The 19,134-nt window shown below is 67.1% G+C and carries 17 protein-coding genes; all 17 read left to right on the forward strand.

Annotated features, from left to right (window positions below; genetic code table 11):
• The first annotated feature begins 14 nt into the window (after positions 1–14).
• The 17 genes from ACFSGJ_RS19015 to ACFSGJ_RS19095 all read left to right on the forward strand — a co-directional run bounded on the left by ACFSGJ_RS19015 (position 15) and on the right by ACFSGJ_RS19095 (position 19,132).
• Positions 15–1,013, forward strand: a complete 999-nt coding sequence (locus ACFSGJ_RS19015; RefSeq protein WP_390265540.1) for an ABC transporter substrate-binding protein — start codon at positions 15–17, stop codon at positions 1,011–1,013.
• A gap of 68 nt (positions 1,014–1,081) precedes the next feature.
• Positions 1,082–2,440 carry a short-chain fatty acyl-CoA regulator family protein gene (locus tag ACFSGJ_RS19020; protein WP_390265542.1) on the forward strand — a complete coding sequence of 453 codons (1,359 nt, stop codon included), beginning with the start codon at positions 1,082–1,084 and terminating at the stop codon, positions 2,438–2,440.
• A gap of 80 nt (positions 2,441–2,520) precedes the next feature.
• Positions 2,521–2,895 carry a response regulator transcription factor gene (locus tag ACFSGJ_RS19025; protein ID WP_390265544.1) on the forward strand — a complete coding sequence of 125 codons (375 nt, stop codon included), beginning with the start codon at positions 2,521–2,523 and terminating at the stop codon, positions 2,893–2,895.
• Positions 2,896–2,897: 2 nt separating this feature from the next.
• Entirely contained in the window at positions 2,898–3,209 is a 312-nt protein-coding gene (locus ACFSGJ_RS19030; RefSeq protein ID WP_390265546.1) for a hypothetical protein, read from the forward strand.
• Positions 3,209–5,905, forward strand: coding sequence for an ATP-binding protein (locus ACFSGJ_RS19035; protein ID WP_390265548.1), 2,697 nt, complete (start codon positions 3,209–3,211; stop codon positions 5,903–5,905). Before ACFSGJ_RS19030 ends, ACFSGJ_RS19035 begins: the two co-directional genes overlap by 1 nt.
• A gap of 70 nt (positions 5,906–5,975) precedes the next feature.
• Positions 5,976–7,073 (forward strand): FliM/FliN family flagellar motor switch protein, encoded by a 1,098-nt coding sequence (locus ACFSGJ_RS19040; RefSeq protein ID WP_390265550.1) that lies wholly within the window; start codon positions 5,976–5,978, stop codon positions 7,071–7,073.
• 164 nt (positions 7,074–7,237) lie between these two features.
• Complete coding sequence (gene ftsW, locus ACFSGJ_RS19045) at positions 7,238–8,404, forward strand: putative lipid II flippase FtsW (protein ID WP_390265552.1); 1,167 nt, start codon at positions 7,238–7,240, stop codon at positions 8,402–8,404.
• Positions 8,404–9,510, forward strand: a complete 1,107-nt coding sequence (locus tag ACFSGJ_RS19050) for a UDP-N-acetylglucosamine--N-acetylmuramyl-(pentapeptide) pyrophosphoryl-undecaprenol N-acetylglucosamine transferase (protein ID WP_390265554.1) — start codon at positions 8,404–8,406, stop codon at positions 9,508–9,510. Before ftsW ends, ACFSGJ_RS19050 begins: the two co-directional genes overlap by 1 nt.
• Positions 9,507–10,919 (forward strand): UDP-N-acetylmuramate--L-alanine ligase, encoded by a 1,413-nt coding sequence (gene murC, locus ACFSGJ_RS19055; RefSeq protein WP_390265556.1) that lies wholly within the window; start codon positions 9,507–9,509, stop codon positions 10,917–10,919. Before ACFSGJ_RS19050 ends, murC begins: the two co-directional genes overlap by 4 nt.
• The gene (locus ACFSGJ_RS19060; RefSeq protein WP_390265558.1) at positions 10,916–11,170 is read left to right on the forward strand and encodes a DUF2484 family protein; all 255 of its coding nucleotides are present in this window, start codon (positions 10,916–10,918) and stop codon (positions 11,168–11,170) included. The genes murC and ACFSGJ_RS19060 overlap by 4 nt, the downstream gene beginning before the upstream one ends.
• Positions 11,167–12,090 carry a UDP-N-acetylmuramate dehydrogenase gene (gene murB / locus ACFSGJ_RS19065; protein ID WP_390265560.1) on the forward strand — a complete coding sequence of 308 codons (924 nt, stop codon included), beginning with the start codon at positions 11,167–11,169 and terminating at the stop codon, positions 12,088–12,090. The genes ACFSGJ_RS19060 and murB overlap by 4 nt, the downstream gene beginning before the upstream one ends.
• Before the next feature lie 49 nt (positions 12,091–12,139).
• Positions 12,140–13,054, forward strand: coding sequence for a D-alanine--D-alanine ligase (locus ACFSGJ_RS19070; protein WP_390265562.1), 915 nt, complete (start codon positions 12,140–12,142; stop codon positions 13,052–13,054).
• Positions 13,042–13,908 (forward strand): cell division protein FtsQ/DivIB, encoded by an 867-nt coding sequence (locus ACFSGJ_RS19075; RefSeq protein WP_390265564.1) that lies wholly within the window; start codon positions 13,042–13,044, stop codon positions 13,906–13,908. The genes ACFSGJ_RS19070 and ACFSGJ_RS19075 overlap by 13 nt, the downstream gene beginning before the upstream one ends.
• A gap of 1 nt (position 13,909) precedes the next feature.
• Positions 13,910–15,244, forward strand: a complete 1,335-nt coding sequence (ftsA, locus tag ACFSGJ_RS19080; protein ID WP_390265566.1) for a cell division protein FtsA — start codon at positions 13,910–13,912, stop codon at positions 15,242–15,244.
• Between the two features lie 168 nt (positions 15,245–15,412).
• Positions 15,413–17,023 (forward strand): cell division protein FtsZ, encoded by a 1,611-nt coding sequence (ftsZ, locus tag ACFSGJ_RS19085; RefSeq protein ID WP_390265568.1) that lies wholly within the window; start codon positions 15,413–15,415, stop codon positions 17,021–17,023.
• Positions 17,024–17,249: 226 nt separating this feature from the next.
• The gene (gene lpxC / locus ACFSGJ_RS19090) at positions 17,250–18,170 is read left to right on the forward strand and encodes a UDP-3-O-acyl-N-acetylglucosamine deacetylase (protein ID WP_390265570.1); all 921 of its coding nucleotides are present in this window, start codon (positions 17,250–17,252) and stop codon (positions 18,168–18,170) included.
• 122 nt (positions 18,171–18,292) lie between these two features.
• Positions 18,293–19,132, forward strand: coding sequence for an outer membrane protein assembly factor BamD (locus ACFSGJ_RS19095; protein ID WP_390265572.1), 840 nt, complete (start codon positions 18,293–18,295; stop codon positions 19,130–19,132).
• Positions 19,133–19,134 lie beyond the last annotated feature (2 nt).

Here is a 19,134-nt window from a genome sequence, read left to right on the forward strand (position 1 = left end):
AGGAGGTATGAAAAATGAAAAGACTGATGACAAGTGCACTGGCCCTTGGGGCGCTGACCGGCGCTCTGACGGGCGCGGCCCGGGCGGCCGACGACTTCACGCTTCAGCTCAAATGGGTGACGCAGGCCCAGTTCGCGGGCTACTACGTCGCGCTGGAGAACGGGTTCTATGAGGAAGAGGATCTGAACGTCACGATCCGCCCCGGCGGCCCCGATATCGCACCGCCACAGGTTCTGGCAGGGGGCGGGGCCGATGTGATCGTCGAATGGATGCCCGCCGCCCTGGCCGCGCGCGAGGCCGGCCTGCCGCTCGTGAACGTGGCGCAGCCCTTCAAGTCGTCGGGCATGATGCTGACCTGCCTTGCCGATACCGGCATCACCGGCCCCGAGGATTTTCCTGGCCGCACGCTAGGCGTCTGGTTCTTCGGCAACGAATACCCGTTCCTCAGCTGGATGAGCACGCTTGGCATCCCGACCGAAGGCGGGCCGGACGGGGTAGAGGTGCTGCGGCAGGGCTTCAACGTCGATCCGCTGTTGCAGCGGCAGGCCGATTGCATCTCGACCATGACCTATAACGAATACTGGCAGGTCATCGACGCGGGCATCGCCGAGGAAGACCTCATCACCTTCAAGTATGAGGATCAGGGCGTCGCGACGCTGGAAGACGGGCTTTACGTGCTTGAGGACCGGCTGAGCGATCCTGAATTCGAAGACCGCCTCGTGCGGTTCGTCCGCGCCAGCATGCGCGGCTGGAAATGGGCCGAGGAGAACCCGGAAGACGCGGCGATGATCGTGCTCGACTATGACGATACGGGCGCGCAGACCGAACAGCACCAGATCCGCATGATGACCGAGGTGGCAAAGCTGACCGCCGGGTCCGACGGCACTCTGGATCTGGAGGATTATGAACGCACGGTTGCGACGCTTTTGGGCGGCGGGTCCGACCCCGTGATCTCGGCCGAGCCGGAAGGCGCCTATACGCTGGACATCACCGAACAGGCGCTGGCCGACTAAGGTCTTGGCTGGGCTTGCAAAGCCTGTAAACTGCCCCGGCGCGCGCATCTGGCGCGCCGGGGATTTCCATGCCACGCGGTGCATTGACAGGCAGCCGCATCCGCGAACGGCGGATGCTATTGGGAATGCGGCAGGCGGAACTGGCCCGCGCCGCCGGGATATCGCCGTCCTATCTGAACCTCATCGAACATAACCGCCGCCGGGTGACGGATGCGCATCTGTCGGCGCTGGCGACGGCCCTTGATGTCGACCCCTCTGCCCTGACCGAAGGGGCGGGGGCGGCCGTGATCCAGGGCCTGCGCGGGGCGGCCGCGGCGGTCGCGACGCCGCCGATGCCCGAGCTTGACCGGATCGAGGAATTCGCCGGTCGTCTGCCCGGCTGGGCGGCCCTGCTTGCGGCGCAGCATCTGCGTATCCGGACGCTTGAACGGGCGGTGGTGCGGCTGACGGACCGGATGGCCCATGATCCGCATCTTTCGTCGGCGCTGCATGAGGTGCTGTCGGCCGTGACCTCGGTCCGGTCCACTGCCGCGATCATCACTGGGACCGAGGATCTGGAACCCGAATGGCGCGCGCGCTTTCACCGCAACCTGCAGGAGGATACCGAACGGCTTGCCGCCGGGGCCGAGGCGCTGGTGGCCTATCTTGACGCCTCGGACGCGGAAGAGGCAGGCCTTGCCTCGCCGCAGGAAGAGGTGGAAGGCTGGCTGGCCGGGACGGATTATCATCTTGCGGCGCTTGAACGGCCCGATCCGCCTGCGCCTGCGGCGTTTCTGGCCGGGGAACGGCTGCTGGCAAGCGGATCGGCCCGCATTCTGGCCGCGGCCCATGCGGCACGGTATCTCGCGGATGCAAGGGCCGTTCCCCTGCCGCGCCTGCGGGCCGCGCTGGCGGACCTGGGACCCGATCCGGGCGCGCTGTCGCAAAGGCTGGGCGTGGGGCTGCCTGTGATCCTGCGGCGGCTGGCTGCGCTGCCGGCGCAGGACCTCGCCGCCGGTCTGGTGATCTGCGACGGGTCGGGGACGCTCACCTTCCGCAAGCCGCTCGACGGCTTCGGGCTGCCGCGCTTTGGCGGGGCCTGTCCGCTCTGGCCGCTTTATCAGGCGCTTGCGCGGCCGATGACGCCGGTGCGGCAGGTGATCGAGATGGCGGACCGCGTGCCCCGCCGGTTTCTCTGCTACGCGATCTGTGCGCCGTCCCATCCGGGGGGCTTTGACGGCCCCGTTCTGGCCGAGGCGATGATGCTGATCCTGCCGTCGTCGCCGCCCCAGGATGCCGCCCCCGCGCAACCCGTGGGGACAAGCTGCCGCATCTGCCCGCGCGCGGCCTGCCCGGCACGGCGGGAACCGTCGCTGATGCCTGCTTCCGGTCCACCGGCGGGCGACGAACCGGATGCCGATCCGGGGCGCGGGGCGAACTTCCGGTGACGCAGCGGAACTCGGGTTTTGACAGCGGGCAGAATTCTGCCGATAGTCGTGCAACCGTGGGAGGACGGTCAGGGGGCGAGATGAAGAAGCATGTCCTTCTTGTCGAGGACGAACCGAATATTGTGGAGGCGCTGCGCTTCATCCTGTCGCGTGAAGGGTGGGAGGTGACGACCCATGCCGACGGGGCGACGGCGCTTTCGACAATCCGGCAGGCGGGCCCGGATCTCGTCATCCTCGACGTGATGCTGCCGGGCCAGAGCGGGTTCGACATCCTGACCGCGCTGCGCGCCGACGCGCGGTTTTCGGACCTGCCGGTGCTGATGCTGACCGCCAAGGGGCAAAGCCGCGACCGCGATCTGGCCGAACGCAGCGGCGCGAGCCTGTTCATGACCAAGCCCTTTTCCAATGCCGAGATGCTGGATTCCGTCCGCCAGCTTCTGGGGCAGGGGGCCTGAGGATGGCACCGGCCGGCCTGCCGGGGCGCCCGCTTTACCTCGCCCGGCAGAATTACCGGCGGCGGCGGATGATGGACCTTGCGCGGCTGCTGCCGCTGCTGGCCACGGGCCTCGTGCTGCTGCCGCTGTTGTGGCTGCCCGCGACCGGGGCGATCAACACCGTCGCGACCAAGATCTATCTCTTCGCGCTCTGGTTCGTGCTGATCGTGGCGGCGGCGATCCTGTCGCGGGTTCTGCCGGTGGATGACGACGGCCAGCATGGGGATGGCGCGCGTGGCGATGGCGCGCGCGGGGATGGCGGCAGGGCCCCCTGATGGTGGCCTTCAACATCCTTGTCCTCGTCTGCCTCGCCTATGTGGCGTTGCTGTTCCTCGTGGCCTTTCTGGTGGAACGACGGGCGGAGGCGGCGCGGATCGGCTGGTTGCGGTCCTCGGTGATCTATACGCTGTCGCTCTCGATCTACTGCACCGCCTGGACCTTTTACGGCGCGGTCGGCTATGCGGTGCGGTCGGGGCTGGAATTCCTGACGATCTATCTTGGCCCCACGATCGTCTTTGTCGGCTGGTGGTGGGTCCTGCGCAAGATGGTGCGGATCGGCCGCATCCATCGCGTGACCTCCATCGCCGACCTGATTTCAGCGCGATACGGGAAATCGAACCTGCTGGGTGTGATCGTGACGGTTCTCGCCGTGGTAGGGATCACGCCCTATATAGCGCTGCAGCTGCAATCCGTCACCCTGTCATTCGCGGTCTTCGCGGCGGAAACGCCGGAATGGGCGCCCGCGGATGTGAACGCGACGGCGGTCTGGGTGGCGGGGGGGCTTGCGCTTTTCACCATCCTCTTTGGGACGCGCAACCTCGATTCCAACGAACAGCATCACGGGGTGGTCATTGCCATCGCGGTCGAGGCGGTCGTCAAGCTCATCGCACTGCTCGCGGTGGGGGTTTTCGTCGTCTGGGCAATCGGCGGCGGTCCGCTGGAAATGGCCCGGCGGATCGAGGCCTCGGCCCTCTCGGACTGGTCGCCCGCCCCCGGACGCTGGGCGGCACTGACCTTCCTGTCCGGGGCTGCGATCCTGACGCTGCCGCGCATGTTTCAGGTGATGGTGGTCGAGAACTCGGACGAACGGCATCTTGCGACGGCGAGCTGGGCCTTCCCGCTCTATCTCTTCCTCATGAGCCTTTTCGTCATCCCGATCGCGGTGGTCGGGCTGGAGGTGCTGCCAGAGGGCACGAACCCGGATCTCTTCGTGCTGACCCTGCCGCTGGCGCTGGATCGCGGCGGTCTGGCGATGCTGGCGTTCCTGGGCGGGTTTTCCTCGGCCACGTCGATGGTGATCGTGGCGGCCATCGCGCTTTCGACCATGGTCTCGAACCATATCGTGATGCCGCTCTGGCTCTCCCTTGCCCGGCGGCAGGGGGGCGCGGGCGATGTGCGCAGGCTCGTGCTGCTGGCGCGGCGGGTTTCCATCGCGGCGGTGCTGGCGCTCGGCTATGCGTATTACCGCATCACCGGCGGGTCAGAGGCGCTGGCCTCCATCGGGCTGATCGCCTTTCTGGGGCTGGCGCAGATCCTGCCGGCGCTGATCGGCGGCATCTTCTGGCGTGGGGCGACGCGGGTCGGGGCGGCGGCGGGGCTCGGCGTGGGATTCCTGCTGTGGCTCTACACGCTTTTCCTGCCGAGCTTTGGCCCCGATGTGGTGTTTTCCGCGGCGTTGCTTGCCGATGGCCCGGCCGGGCTTGGCTGGCTGCGGCCCCGGGCTCTTCTGGGGCTCGACGGGCTGGACCCGCTGCTCCACGCGATGTTCTGGAGCCTCTCGTTGAACGCGACGGCGTTTTTCCTCGTGTCGATCTTTTCCTTCCCCAGCCCGATCGAACGGGTGCAGGGCGCGCAATTCGTGAACGTGTTCGACCTCGATGCCGGCGCCCGAAGCTGGAGCCAGAGCGCCGCAGAGGCCGAAGACCTTCTGGTGATGGCGCAACGTATCCTCGGGCCCGATGCGGCGCAGTCGTTTTTCCAGGCCGAGGCCGAGGCGCAGGGCAAGGGCGGGCTCTTGCCCGACACGACGCCGGAATTCCTCGGCCGGCTGGAACGTCAGTTGGCGGGATCGGTCGGGTCGGCCACGGCGCATGCGATGGTGGGGCAGATCGTGGGGGGTGCCCTTGTTTCCGTCGAGGATCTGATGGCGGTCGCGAACGAAACCGCGCAGATCATGGAATATTCCAGCCAGCTGGAGGCCAAGTCCGAGGAACTGACCCGCACCGCCCGCCAACTGCGCGAGGCGAATGAGAAGCTGACGGAGCTTTCGGTGCAGAAGGACGCGTTTCTGTCGCAGATCAGCCATGAATTGCGCACGCCGATGACTTCGATCCGGGCGTTTTCGGAGATCCTGCGCGACGGGGCGGCGACCGACGATGAGGCACGGCTGAAATTCGCGGGCATCATCCACGAAGAGGCGATCCGCCTGACGCGCCTGCTCGACGACCTTCTGGATCTGAGCGTTCTGGAACACGGTCAGGTCCAGCTGGATCATGAGACGGTGAATGTCCGCTCGCTGCTTGACCGCGCGCTGATGGCCTCGGCCTCGGCGCCGGGGCGTGAATTCGTGATCGACCGCGACCCGGCCACCGAGAATGTGCTGGTGACCACCGATCCGGGGCGGCTGGCGCAGGTGTTCATCAACGTGATTTCCAACGCGCGGAAATATTGCGACGCGCCGCAGCCGCGGCTCAGCATCCGGGTGCGCGAGCGGCGCGGGCAGGTTCGGGTCGATTTCACCGATAACGGGTCGGGCATCCCCAAGAAAAGCCAGGCGCTCATCTTCGAGAAATTCGCGCGGCTGACCGACACGACCAAGGCAGGCGGCGCGGGTCTTGGCCTTGCGATCTGCCGCGAGATCATGCGCAAGCTGGGCGGAGAGATCACCTATGTACCCGGACAGGGCGGCGCCTCGTTCCGCGTCAGCCTGCCCGCGCGCGCCGCATCGCACAGGCGGGCCGAGGCGCGCTAACCTTTTCATAACCCATCTGCGCGATGCTTTGTCCCGGCTGGGCAGAAACGGCTGCAGAAGGGGCATCATCATGCTGGATCAACAGATGATTTCGGTTCTCAGGCGCAAGACCGAGGCCATGCGCGCAAGGCCGGAGGCGCAGCCGTCGACGCCGCCGCGGGTCTTTGCGCTGGCGCTGGGTCGGGCGGCGCGGCAGGTGCTGCAACTCGATCTCTTCGTCACGGGCGTCGCCGCCGATCTGGTCACGCAGGCGGAGCTTCTGGAAATGCCCGAGGCCCTGTCCCTCGTCACCGTGCTGGAGGGGCCGCGCGACGCGCTTGGCATGATCGCGATTTCTCCGCCGGTTCTGGCCGGGCTGATCGAGATGCAGACCACGGGCCGGATCTCGGGGGGCGAGGCGCCGCCGCGCAAACCGACCCGCACCGATGCCGTGATGACCGCGACCTTCATCGACATGGTTCTGCAAGGATTGGAGCAGGATCTTTCCGGCTCTCCGGATGAAATCTGGGCCGGCGGTTTCCGCTATGCCTCTTTCCTCGCCGATACCCGGCCCCTGTCGCTGATCCTCGACGATGCGCCGATGCGGATCATGCGGGCCGATGTCGAACTGGGCGCGGGCGCGCGGGCAGGCTCGATCCTGCTCGCGCTGCCGGCGCAGGGGCGGGGCGTCCTGCGCAAGCCGCTGCGCGACGGGGCGGCGCGCGCGCAGTTGGCCCGCGAAGATGCGCGGACCTGGTCCGGTGCCATCACCCGCGCGGTCATGGCAGCCCCGGCCGAGGTTGAGGCCGTGCTCCACCGTCTGACCTTGCCGCTTTCCGCCGTCATGTCCTTTGCCCCCGGCACGGTCATTCCGCTGCCCGAGGATGTGTTGGACCGGGTTCAGTTGCAGGGGCCGGGCGGCGCGCCGCTGCCTGCCTCGACCGGGCAACTGGGCGCGCATCGCGGGTTCCGCGCGTTCCGCCTTGGCGCGCCCGAGCCCGAGGAGACCGCCCAGGGACTCGGCGGCCTTCAACTGGGCGACCTGTCTTCGGCCCAGCTTCCGGGGGCTCAGGTCGCGGCACCTCTTCCCCTGACCGACGGGTTCGGCATTGATCCTGACGACGGAGAGGATTTTCCCCGCCTCGCCCCGCTGATCGGCGACCCCCTGCTGAGCGGCGGGCCAGTCTGATCCGCAGTCTGATCCACCATCTGATCCGCCGCCTCGATTGTGATCCTGCCGCGCCGTTTTCCCTTGCCATCGCATCTGGCGCGGGCGTCTCTTTCGCGCTAGACTCCCGCCCGAGACCCGGAAAAACGGGCGAAACGAGGCAGACAGGCAGAAAAGGCAGAACCATGACGGAAATGGTCTATGGTGCCGTGCCGGCGAGACCGGGTGAACCGGTCATCCCGCGGTGGTGGCGCACGGTGGATAAGTGGACGCTGTGCTGCATCCTGCTGCTGTTCGGGGTGGGGCTGTTGTTGGGGCTCGCCTCTTCTCCGCCGCTTGCGACCCGCAACGGGCTCGATCCCTTCTACTATGTGCAGCGGCAAGCCTTCTTTGGCGGCATGGCGCTGATTGCGATGCTCTTCACCTCGATGCTGTCGCCGTCCCAGATCCGGCGGATCGGCGTGCTCGGGTTTCTTCTGTCCTTTGTCGCGCTCGCGTTTCTGCCGTTCCTCGGCACGGATTTCGGCAAAGGGGCGGTGCGTTGGTACTCGCTCGGCTTTGCATCGTTCCAGCCGTCGGAATTCCTCAAGCCGTTCTTCGCCGTTCTCGTCGCCTGGCTGATGGCGGCGAGCTTTGATCTGAACGGCCCGCCGGGGCGGCTCATTTCCTTTTTCGTCGCGATGGTGATCGTGGGCTTTCTGGTGCTTCAGCCAGACTTCGGACAGGGGGCGCTGGTGCTCTTTGGCTGGGGGGTCATGTATTTCGTGGCGGGCGCGCCGATGCTCCTGATCCTGATCATCGGCGGCTTCGTGGGTTTCATCGGGCTGATGGCCTATAACAACTCCGAACATTTCGCGCGTCGGATCGACGGCTTCCTCTCGCCCGAGGTCGACCCGCGCACGCAGCTCGGCTATGCCACCAACGCGATCCAGGAGGGCGGATTTTTCGGAGTCGGCGTCGGCGAGGGGCAGGTGAAATGGTCCCTGCCGGATGCGCATACCGACTTCATCATCGCCGTCGCCGCCGAGGAATACGGCCTGATCCTCGTCCTCGCCATCATCCTGCTTTACAGCTGCATCACGGTGCGGTCGCTTCTGCGCCTGATGCGCGAACGCGACCCCTTCATCCGGCTTGCGGGGACCGGCCTCGCCTGCATGTTCGCGGTTCAGGCGATGATCAACATGGGCGTCGCGGTGCGGTTGCTGCCGGCCAAGGGGATGACGTTGCCCTTCGTGTCCTATGGCGGCTCGTCCCTGATCGCGGCCGGGATCGGGGTCGGGATGCTGCTGGCCTTCACGCGCACCCGTCCGCAGGGCGAGATCGGGGACATCCTGTTGCGGCGGGGGCGGTGATGGGGGACCAGCCGCTTCTCGTGATCGCGGCCGGGGGGACCGGCGGCCACATGTTCCCGGCCCAGGCGCTGGCCGAGGCGATGGTCCGGCGGGGCTGGCGCGTCAAGCTGTCCACCGATGCGCGGGGCGCGCGCTATGCCGGCGGGTTTCCGCATGTGGTCAAGGTCGAACAGGTGGCCAGCGCAACCTTTGCCCGGGGCGGGCCGCTCGCCAAGGCGGCGGTGCCCTTGCGCCTGCTGGCCGGGATGGGCGGGGCGCTGACGCAGTTCCTGCGCGACCGGCCGCGTGTCGTCGTGGGCTTCGGCGGCTATCCGTCGATCCCGGCGCTGTCGGCGGCGATCCTGCTGCGGCTGCCGCGCATGATCCACGAACAGAACGGGGTGCTGGGGCAGGTCAACCGGCGGCTTGCGGGGCGGGTCGATGCGATTGCCTGCGGCACCTGGCCCACCGATCTGCCCGCCGGGGTCGAGGGGACGCATACCGGCAATCCGGTCCGCGCCGCCGTTCTGGAACGCGCCGGTGCGCCCTATATCCCGCCCGGCGATTATCCCATGAGCCTTCTGGTCTTCGGTGGCAGTCAGGGCGCGCGCATCCTGTCGGACGTGGTCCCGGCCGCGGTCGCGGCGCTACCGCAGGACCTGCGCGACCGCCTGCGCGTGGCGCAACAGGCCCGCCCCGAGGATCTGGAGCGTGTGCGCGCCGCCTATGCTGCGGCCGATATCGCCGCCGAGGTCGAACCCTTTTTCGCCGACATCCCCCGCCGGCTGAGCGAGGCGCAGCTTGTGATCTCGCGCGCGGGGGCCTCTTCGATCGCGGATATCAGCATCGTGGGGCGGCCTGCCATTCTGGTGCCCTTTGCGGGGGCTGCGGCGGATCATCAGTCCGCGAATGCGCGTGGATTGGTTGACGCGGGCGCCGCAATCCTGATACCCGAGGCCGCCTTGGCCCCGGACAGCCTTGGGGCGCAGATCGCCGGCGTGCTGAACGCGCCCGAGGCAGCAAAACAGATGGCGCGCAATGCGCTGGCTGCGGCGCGGCCCGATGCGACGGACCGGCTGGTGGCCATGGTCTTGTCGCTTGCAACGACAGAACGGAAACGGACATGAACGCGGCAACGAAACTTCCCGGCGAACTTGGCGCCATCCATTTTGTCGGCATCGGCGGCATCGGCATGTCCGGCATCGCCGAGGTGCTGATGACGCTGGGCTACCGTGTTCAGGGGTCCGACCTGCGCGAAAGCGCGATCACCAGGCGGCTGGAGGAGCTGGGCGCCCGCGTCTTCATCGGCCAGCGGGCCGAGAATGTGGCCGATGCCGAGGTCGTCGTCATTTCCTCGGCCATCCGCAAGGGGAACCCCGAGCTTGAAGAGGCGCGGCTGCGTGGCCTTCCGGTCGTCCGCCGGGCCGAGATGCTGGCCGAGTTGATGCGGCTGCGGTCGAACATCGCCATCGCCGGCACCCATGGCAAGACGACCACCACCACGATGGTCGCGACGCTGCTCGACAAGGGCGGGTTCGATCCGACTGTCATCAATGGCGGGATCATCCACGCCTATGGGTCGAACGCGCGGGCCGGCGCGGGCGAATGGATGGTGGTCGAGGCGGATGAAAGCGATGGCAGCTTCAACCGCTTGCCCGCCACAATCGCCATCGTCACCAATATCGACCCGGAGCATATGGAGCATTGGGGCAGCTTCGAGGCGCTGCGCAAGGGGTTCCTCGATTTCGTCTCGAACATCCCGTTCTACGGCATCGCCGTCTGCTGCACCGATCATCCGGAGGTTCAGGCCCTTGTCGGGCGCGTGACCGACCGGCGCGTCGTCACCTTCGGCTTCAATGCGCAGGCCGATGTGCGCGCGATCAACCTGACCTATGAAAACGGTGTCGCGCATTTCGACGTGGCCTTGCAGCAGGAAGATCAGGTGATCGAGGGCTGCACCCTGCCGATGCCGGGCGACCACAACGTCTCGAACGCGCTGTCGGCCATTGCAGTGGCCCGTCATCTGGGCATGAAGAAGGATGAAATCCGCGCGGCGCTGGCCGGTTTCGCGGGGGTCAACCGCCGCTTCACCAAGGTGGCCGAGGTGGACGGCGTCACGATCATCGATGATTACGGCCACCATCCGGTGGAAATCGCCGCCGTCCTGCGCGCGGCGCGGCAGTCGAGCAAGGGGCGCATCATCGCGGTCCACCAGCCGCATCGCTATTCGCGGCTCTCAAGCCTCTTTGAGGATTTCTGCACCTGCTTCAACGAGGCCGATGTGGTGGCTATTGCCGAGGTCTATGCCGCCGGCGAAGACCCGATCCCGGGCGCGAGCCGCGACGATCTGGTGACGGGCCTCATCCAGCACGGACACCGCCACGCGCGCGCGCTGATGTCCGAGGATGACCTGCTGCGGCTGGTGCGGGAACAGGCCCGCGCGGGTGACATGGTCGTCTGTCTGGGCGCGGGCACGATATCGGCCTGGGCGAATGCGCTGCCCGCGCGGCTGACCCGGAAGGAGGCCGTGGCGTGAGCGTGGCCGGGATGCTCGTGATCCTCTGGGTTCTGTTGGCGGCGCTGCTGGCGGTGTCGCCGGCGCGGCGTTGGGCGGGGGTGGCGGTGTGGGTGCTGCTGGCCTTCGGCATCCCGCTTCTGGGGCTTGTGACCTGGGAACACGGGCCTGTCGCCGGAAGCCTGCTGTTCGTGCTGGGCATCCTGCTCTTGTCCTGGCCGCGGATGCCGGTCTCGCGCAGGGTGCAGCGCTGGCTGTGGCGGGCGCAATGACGCTGCCTGCGGTGCGGGGCACGCTGACGCCGGGGCGGGCGCTCGCCGATCTCACCTGGCTGCGCGTGGGCGGGCCTGCGGACTGGCTGTTCCAGCCCGCGGATGAGGCTGATCTGGCGCAGTTTCTGGCAGCCTTGCCGCCCGATCAGCCGGTCTTTCCGATGGGCGTGGGGTCGAACCTGATCGTGCGCGACGGCGGGTTGCGCGCCGTCGTCATCCGGCTCGGGCGCGGCTTTAACGGCATCGAGATCGAGGGCGACCACGTGACCGCCGGGGCGGCCGCGCTCGACGCGCATGTGGCGCGGCGGGCGGCTCAGGCCGGGCTCGACCTTACGTTCCTGCGCACCATCCCGGGTTCGGTCGGCGGAGCGGTCCGCATGAATGCGGGCTGCTACGGCACCTATACGGCGGACCGGCTCGTCTCGGTCCGGATGGTGCTGCGCGACGGGCGGCTGGAGGAACGGGCGGCGGAAACGCTGAACCTGCGTTACCGGCAAAGCGATCTGCCCGAAGGCGCCGTGATCGTCGCCGCCACCTTCCGCGCCCCGGCCGGTGATCCGGAGGCGCTTGAGCGGAAAATGGCCGATCAGCTGGCGCGTCGGGATGCGACCCAGCCGGTCAAGGACCGCAGCGCGGGCTCGACCTTTCGTAACCCGGCCGGCTATTCCTCGACCGGCGAGGCGGACGATACCCATGATTTGAAGGCGTGGAAGCTGATCGACGCGGCGGGATTGCGCGGCCACAGGCTGGGCGGCGCGCAGATGTCGGAGAAACACCCGAATTTCCTGATCAACACCGGCACTGCCACTGCCGCCGAGCTGGAGGCGCTGGGGGAGGAAGTGCGAAAAAGGGTGTTCCAAACCGCCGGGATTCCGCTAGAGTGGGAAATCATGCGGGTGGGTGAACCACTTGCCGAATAACAAGATGCGATAACAAGGGCCGCAAAGGTCCAGAGGGCATGAGGGCGGTATGTCGGGCAGGACAACCCCCAAGGTCGCGGTGTTGATGGGTGGCCGCTCGGCAGAGCGCGAGGTCTCCCTGTCGACGGGGCGTGAATGCGCAGCCGCGCTGCGGGATGCAGGCTATGACGTGGTGGAACTGGACGCGGGTCCGGATCTGGCCGCGCGTCTTGCCGATATCTCGCCCGATGTCGCCTTCAATGCGCTGCACGGCCGCTGGGGTGAGGACGGTTGCGTCCAGGGCATCCTCGAATGGCTGCAGATCCCCTATACCCATTCGGGCGTGCTCGCCTCGGCGCTCGCCATGGACAAGACCCGCAGCAAGGAGGCGTTTCGCGCCGCCGGTCTGCCGGTGGTCGAAAGCGTGCTCGCCAGTGCCGATGAGGTGCGCGGCCGCCATGTGCTGGCGCCGCCCTATGTCGTCAAGCCGAACAACGAAGGGTCTTCGGTCGGCGTCTATCTGGTGGCGAACGGCGCGAACACGCCACCGCAGCTTGACCCGTCCATGCCGGGCACCGTGATGGTCGAAACCTATGTGCCGGGGCGGGAACTGACCGTGACGGTGATGGGGGACCGGGCGCTTGCCGTGACCGACATCGTGACCGACGGCTGGTATGACTATGACGCGAAATACAAGCCCGGCGGGTCGCGCCATGTCGTGCCGGCGGAGATCCCCGCCGAGATCGCCGCGGCCTGTGCCGACTATGCGCTGCGGGCGCATCGCGCGCTTGGCTGCCGGGGGCTGTCGCGCAGCGATTTCCGTTGGGATGAGGCGCGCGGCCTGCCGGGGCTCGTGCTGCTGGAGGTCAATACGCAGCCGGGGATGACGCCCACCTCGCTGTCGCCCGAACAGGCGCAGCATGCGGGTTATTCCTTTCCCGAGCTTTGCCGCTGGATGGTCGAGGACGCGTCATGCAACCGGTAGGCCTGCGTCGCGATCCCGCGCCAAGCCGCTGGCAGTATCGCTGGCACCGCCTGTGGCTGACCCCGATTTTTCGCAAGTTCCTCCGGGTGGGGCTGCCCGCCTTCGTGCTCGCCTTCGTCGTCGGGCTGTTCCTTGCCAGCGCGGATCGCCGTGCGGCGCTGGTCGCGCAGTATGAGACGCTGCGCCAGGCGATCCAGGACCGGCCGGAATTCATGGTGTCCGAGGCGGTCGTGATCGGCGCCTCGCCCGAGTTGGCCGAGGCGATCCGTGCAGGGCTGGGCCTCACCTTTCCCGTCAGTTCCTTCGCGCTGGAGCCCGACCGGTTGCGCCAGCAGATCGAGGCGATGGCCCCGGTCGAGCGTGCCGAATTGCGGCTGCGTCCCAGCGGCAGCCTCGATATCCGCGTGACCGAAAGGGTGCCGGTGGTGGTCTGGCGGCACCGGGACGGGCTGTCGCTCCTGGACCGGCGTGGAGTCGAGGCGGGTCAGATCGAGCTTCGCCCGGCGCGGGCCGACCTGCCGCTGATCGTCGGCGAGGGGGCGGAGGCGCATGTGGAAGAGGCGCTGGCGCTCTTTGCCGCGGCGGCGCCGATCAGCGACCGGCTGCGCGGATTGGTGCGCATGGGCGAGCGTCGCTGGGACATCGTGCTCGACCGCGATCAGCGCATCCTCTTGCCCGAGGATGACCCGGTCGCGGCTCTGGAACGGGTGATCGTGCTCGATCAGGCGCGGGATCTGCTGTCGCGGGATGTCGCGGTGGTCGACCTGCGGTCGGCGCAGCGGCCGACGTTGCGGCTGGGGGGCGACGCGATGATGGAATACCGCCGTGTGCGGGGATGGACCAACGGGGGATAGGATGACCGATCTGTATCAGTCGCAACGGGCCATGCGGAACATGCGTCGTGCCGCCATGCAACGCGGCGTGATCGCGGTGCTCGACATCGGCACATCCAAGATTGCCTGTCTCATCCTGCGGTTCGACGGGCCGGAACGGTTCCGCGAGACCGACGGCGTGGGCTCGATGGCGGGGCAGTCGTCGTTCCGGGTGATTGGCGCTGCCACGACCCGGTCGCGCGGCGTGCGCTTTGGCGAGATCCACACGATGCAGGAGACCGAGCGCGCGATCCGTACCGCCGTTCAGGCCGCGCAGAAGATGGCGCAGGTGCGGGTTGATCACGTGATCGCGACCTTCGGCGGCGCGCGTCCCCGGTCCTATGGCCTTGCCGGAGAAATCGATCTCGGCGGCGTGCCCGTCAATGAACAGGATGTGGCAAGCGTCCTTGCCGCCTGCGACGTGCCCGATTTCGGGCATGAGCGTGAGGTGCTGCACGCACAGCCGGTGAACTTCGCGCTCGACCATCGCAGTGGTCTTGGCGACCCGCGCGGCCAGATCGGCAACCGTCTGGCCTGTGACATGCATGTCGTCACGGTCGAGGCGGCGGCGGTCCAGAACATCCTCCACTGCATCAAGCGCTGCGACCTGGAGCTCGCGGGGCTCGCGTCCTCGGCCTATGTCTCCGGCATCTCTTCGCTGGTCGAGGATGAACAGGAACTTGGCGCGGCCTGCATCGACCTTGGCGGCGGTGCGACCGGGCTGTCGATCTTCATGAAGAAACACATGATCTATGCCGACAGCGTGCGTCTGGGCGGCGATCATGTCACCAGCGACATCGCCAAGGGGCTTCAGGTGCCGGTCACGACGGCCGAGCGGATCAAGACATTCTATGGCGGCGTGGTCGCGACGGGAATGGACGACCGGGAGATGATCGAGATCGGCGGCGACAGCGGCGACTGGGAAAAGGACCGCCGCACCGTCAGCCGGGCCGAGCTGATCGGCATCATGCGCCCCCGCGTCGAGGAGATCCTGGAAGAGGTGCGCGCAAGGCTCGACGTCGCCGGGTTCGAGCATCTGCCAAGCCAGCAGATCGTGCTGACCGGTGGGTGCAGCCAGATCCCGGGCCTTGACGGCCTTGCGGCGCGCATCCTGGGGCAGCAGGTGCGGCTGGGCCGGCCGCTGCGGGTGCAGGGGCTGCCGCAGGCGGCGACCGGCGCGGCCTTTGCCAGCGCGGTGGGCCTCTGTCTGTTTGCGGCGCATCCGCAGGACGAATGGTGGGACTTCGATATCCCGAGCGGCCGGCTTCCGGCGCGGTCGCTGAAAAGAGCCTTCAGGTGGTTCAGGGATAACTGGTAGGACGCAATATCGTGACGGTTAGGCGAAATGCCGCCTGACTCGGCAAAAACTGTGCTAGATTTTGTGTTGAGATGGCGATTCACCCGTGACCAGCCCGGCTGGTGCCTGTAGAATCGCTGAAAATGCGGACCCTTCGGCCCCGGTCGAACATAAGCAGGCGGAAAAGCGATGGCATTGAATCTCATGATGACCGAGCGGGAAGAGCTCAAGCCGCGGATCACGGTGTTCGGCGTGGGCGGCGCGGGTGGCAACGCGGTGAACAACATGATCGAGCAGCAGCTCGAGGGGGTGGAGTTCGTCGTCGCCAATACCGACGCGCAGGCGCTGCAGCAGTCGAATGCCCCGGTCCGTATCCAGATCGGCGTCAAGGTCACCGAAGGTCTGGGCGCGGGCGCCCGCCCCTCGGTTGGCGCGGCGGCGGCCGAGGAAACGATCGAGGAAATCGTCGATCACCTTGCCGGCGCGCATATGTGCTTCATCACCGCCGGGATGGGGGGCGGCACCGGCACCGGCGCAGCCCCGATCATCGCCCAGGCGGCGCGTGAGCTTGGCGTGCTGACGGTCGGCGTCGTGACCAAGCCGTTCCAGTTCGAAGGCTCCAAGCGGATGCGCCAGGCCGAAGAAGGGGTCGAGGCGCTCCAGAAGGTCGTGGACACGCTCATCATCATTCCGAACCAGAACCTGTTCCGGCTGGCGAATGAAAAGACCACCTTCACCGAAGCCTTCGCGATGGCGGACGATGTGCTCTATCAGGGCGTCAAGGGCGTGACGGACCTGATGGTGCGTCCGGGTCTCATCAACCTCGACTTTGCCGATGTGCGCGCCGTGATGGACGAGATGGGCAAGGCGATGATGGGCACGGGCGAGGCATCGGGCGAAAACCGTGCCATTCAGGCGGCCGAAAAGGCGATCGCGAACCCGCTGCTGGACGAAATCAGCCTGCGCGGCGCCAAGGGCGTCCTGATCAACATCACCGGTGGCTACGACCTGACCCTGTTCGAACTGGACGAGGCCGCGAACCGTATCCGCGAAGAGGTCGATCCCGATGCGAACATCATCGTGGGTTCGACGCTCGACACGGCGATGGAGGGGATGATGCGCGTCTCGGTCGTGGCGACCGGCATCGACGCAGCCCCCAGCCAGGTCGAGGTTCCGGTGCCGCGCCGCCGCCTGGCAGAGCCGCTGCAGCCCGCCCAGCAGGCGGAACCCGTGGCGGCGGCCCGCCCTGCGGCCCCGCAGCCCCGCGCGCCGCAGCCCAAGGCACCGCCCCAGCGCGCCGAGCCGCAGCATACGCTGTTCGAGCATCCGGTCGAGGAAGAACAGTATTTCGAACCCGAGGCTGAGGATGAGATGCCCGCCCCGGCCTATCGTCCGCAGGCACCGGCCCCGCAGCCGCAGCAGGCCCGCCCCGCGGCCCAGAACTACGGCAGCGAACAGGATGCGGCGGCCTTCGTCGCGCCGCGCCCTGCCGCCCCCGCGCGTCAGCCCGGCACCCCCACGCCCGAGGCGATGGCGCGGCTGCAGGCGGCAGTCAACAAGGTGCCCGCCCGTCAGCCGCAGCAGGCCCAGCCCGCAGCACCCCGGGCCGAGGAAAAACCGCGCTTCGGGATCAACTCGCTCATCAACCGCATGACTGGCCATAGCGAGGAAAAACCGCGCGCGGCCCAGCAGCCGCTGCGCCAGCCGCCGCAGATGACCCAGTATGAGGAAGAGAACGAGGCCGATCCCGAGCAGGAGCGTATCGAGATCCCCGCGTTTCTGCGCCGTCAGGCGAACTGACACGCGTCATCCTCGTGATGTAACAGGCAGGAGAGGTCGGCGTGAGCCGGCCTTTTCTCTTTTATGAACAAGAGCTTGTGTCTTCACACCCCCGTGCGCCTTGGTGATCCGTTCCTATGTTACACGACCGTAGGAATGTTTGAGTTGTGATAAGGTTAGCGTGCATTTACCTCCAATCTTGCAGCGGCGGGAATTTGTGCCGCGCAGGAAAAATGAGGCGAGAGCAGTGCAGACCACCATCCTCCATCCGGTAAGCTTTACGGGTGTCGGGCTCCATTCCGGGGTTCCGGTCACGATGACGGTGCGTCCTGCGCGTGCGGATGCAGGTATCTGGTTTCGCCGCACCGACCGGATCGAGGGCGACCGGCTGATCCGCGCCAGCTGGGACACGGTCGTGCCCTCGCGGCTCTGCACGCTGGTCGCGAATGCCGACGGCAACACGGTCTCCACCATCGAACATATCATGGCGGCGCTAGCGGGCTGCGGCATCCATAACGCGCTGATCGAGATCGACGGCCCCGAGGTTCCGATCCTCGATGGCAGCGCCGCCTGTTTTGTCGCCAAACTGATCCCCGCCGGTCTGCGCCAGTTGGCCCGCCCTGTGCGGACCTTGCAGATCCTGGCGCCGGTCGAGGTGCGGCAGGGTGAAGCGGTTGCCCGGCTCGAACCCGCCGACACGTTCGAAATCGACTTCCGGATCGACTTTGAAGACGCGGCGATCGGGCGTCAGGCCAAGACGCTGAACATGGCGAACGGCGCCTTTGTCCGTGAACTCGCCAGCAGCCGCACCTTCTGCCGGCAGGCCGATGTGGATGCGATGCGTGCACGCGGGCTGGCGCTTGGCGGCACGCTCGACAACGCGGTCGTGGTCGATGGCGACCGGGTGCTGTCGCCGGGCGGCCTGCGCTTTGCCGATGAGCCCGTGCGCCACAAGATGCTGGATGCGCTGGGGGATCTGTTCCTCGCCGGTGGCCCGATCCTTGGCCGCTATGTCGGCAACCGCGCCGGTCATGCAATGACCAACTCCCTTTTGCGTGCGGTGTTCGCCCAGCCCCGGTCCCATGTCTGGGTGGAATCCACGCCCCTTGCCGGGCGCAAGCTTCCGGGCGTGGGCGTGACTCTTGCCGATTTGCCCCGCGCGGTTTAAACGGGGATTTCCTTCCCGCGCTTTCCTGCCAAAGGCGTTTTGCGCAGGGAATTTTTCTGTGCTAGACGAAGCCAACTGGTGCCGGTTCAGGCCGGCGCGGAAGGAAATGGGGTAGGCGGATCATGGCATTCGGCAGGGGATGGGCGCGGGTCGCCGGCGCTCTATTGCTCGCGGCGACGGTGGCCGCCTGTGGCGGTTCGAATCGTGATGTCCCGCTCGAAAGCTTCACTGCCGAAGAAATCTATCGCCGTGGCGAGTTCGAGCTGGAAAGCGGCGCCCGTGCCGGTGTCGCCGCGAACTACTTCGGTGAGGTCGAGCGGCTTTATCCCTATTCGGAATGGGCGCGCCGGGCGCTTGTGATGCAGGCCTATGCCCATCACCGCGACCGCAACTACCCGGAGGCGCGCGCCTCCGCGCAGCGTTTCCTCGATTTCTATCCGGCGGATGAGGATGCGCCCTATGCGCAATACCTGCTCGCGCTGTCCTATTATGACCAGATCGACGCGATTGGCCGCGATCAGGGGCTGACCTTCCAGGCGCTTCAGGCGCTGCGCGCGGTGATCGAGCGTTACCCGGACAGCGAATATGCGCGTTCGGCGACGCTCAAGTTCGACCTGGCCTTCGATCACCTCGCCGCCAAAGAGATGGAGATCGGCCGCTATTACCTGCGGCGGGGCCATTACACGGCGGCGATCAACCGCTTCCGCGTCGTGGTCGAGGATTTCCAGACCACCACCCACACGCCCGAGGCGCTGCACCGTCTGGTCGAGGCCTATCTGTCGCTCGGCCTGACCGATGAGGCGCAGACGGCCGCCGCGATCCTGGGTTACAACTTCCAGTCGAACCCCTTTTATCAGGACACCTATCGCCTGATGACCGGACGCGGGCTGGAGCCGGAGGCGCGGGGCGAAAGCTGGCTTTCGGCGATCTATCGCCAGACCGTCCGGGGCGACTGGCTCTGACC

The organism is Halodurantibacterium flavum, assembly GCF_042681825.1.
In the GTDB taxonomy this organism is placed as follows: domain Bacteria; phylum Pseudomonadota; class Alphaproteobacteria; order Rhodobacterales; family Rhodobacteraceae; genus Halodurantibacterium; species Halodurantibacterium flavum.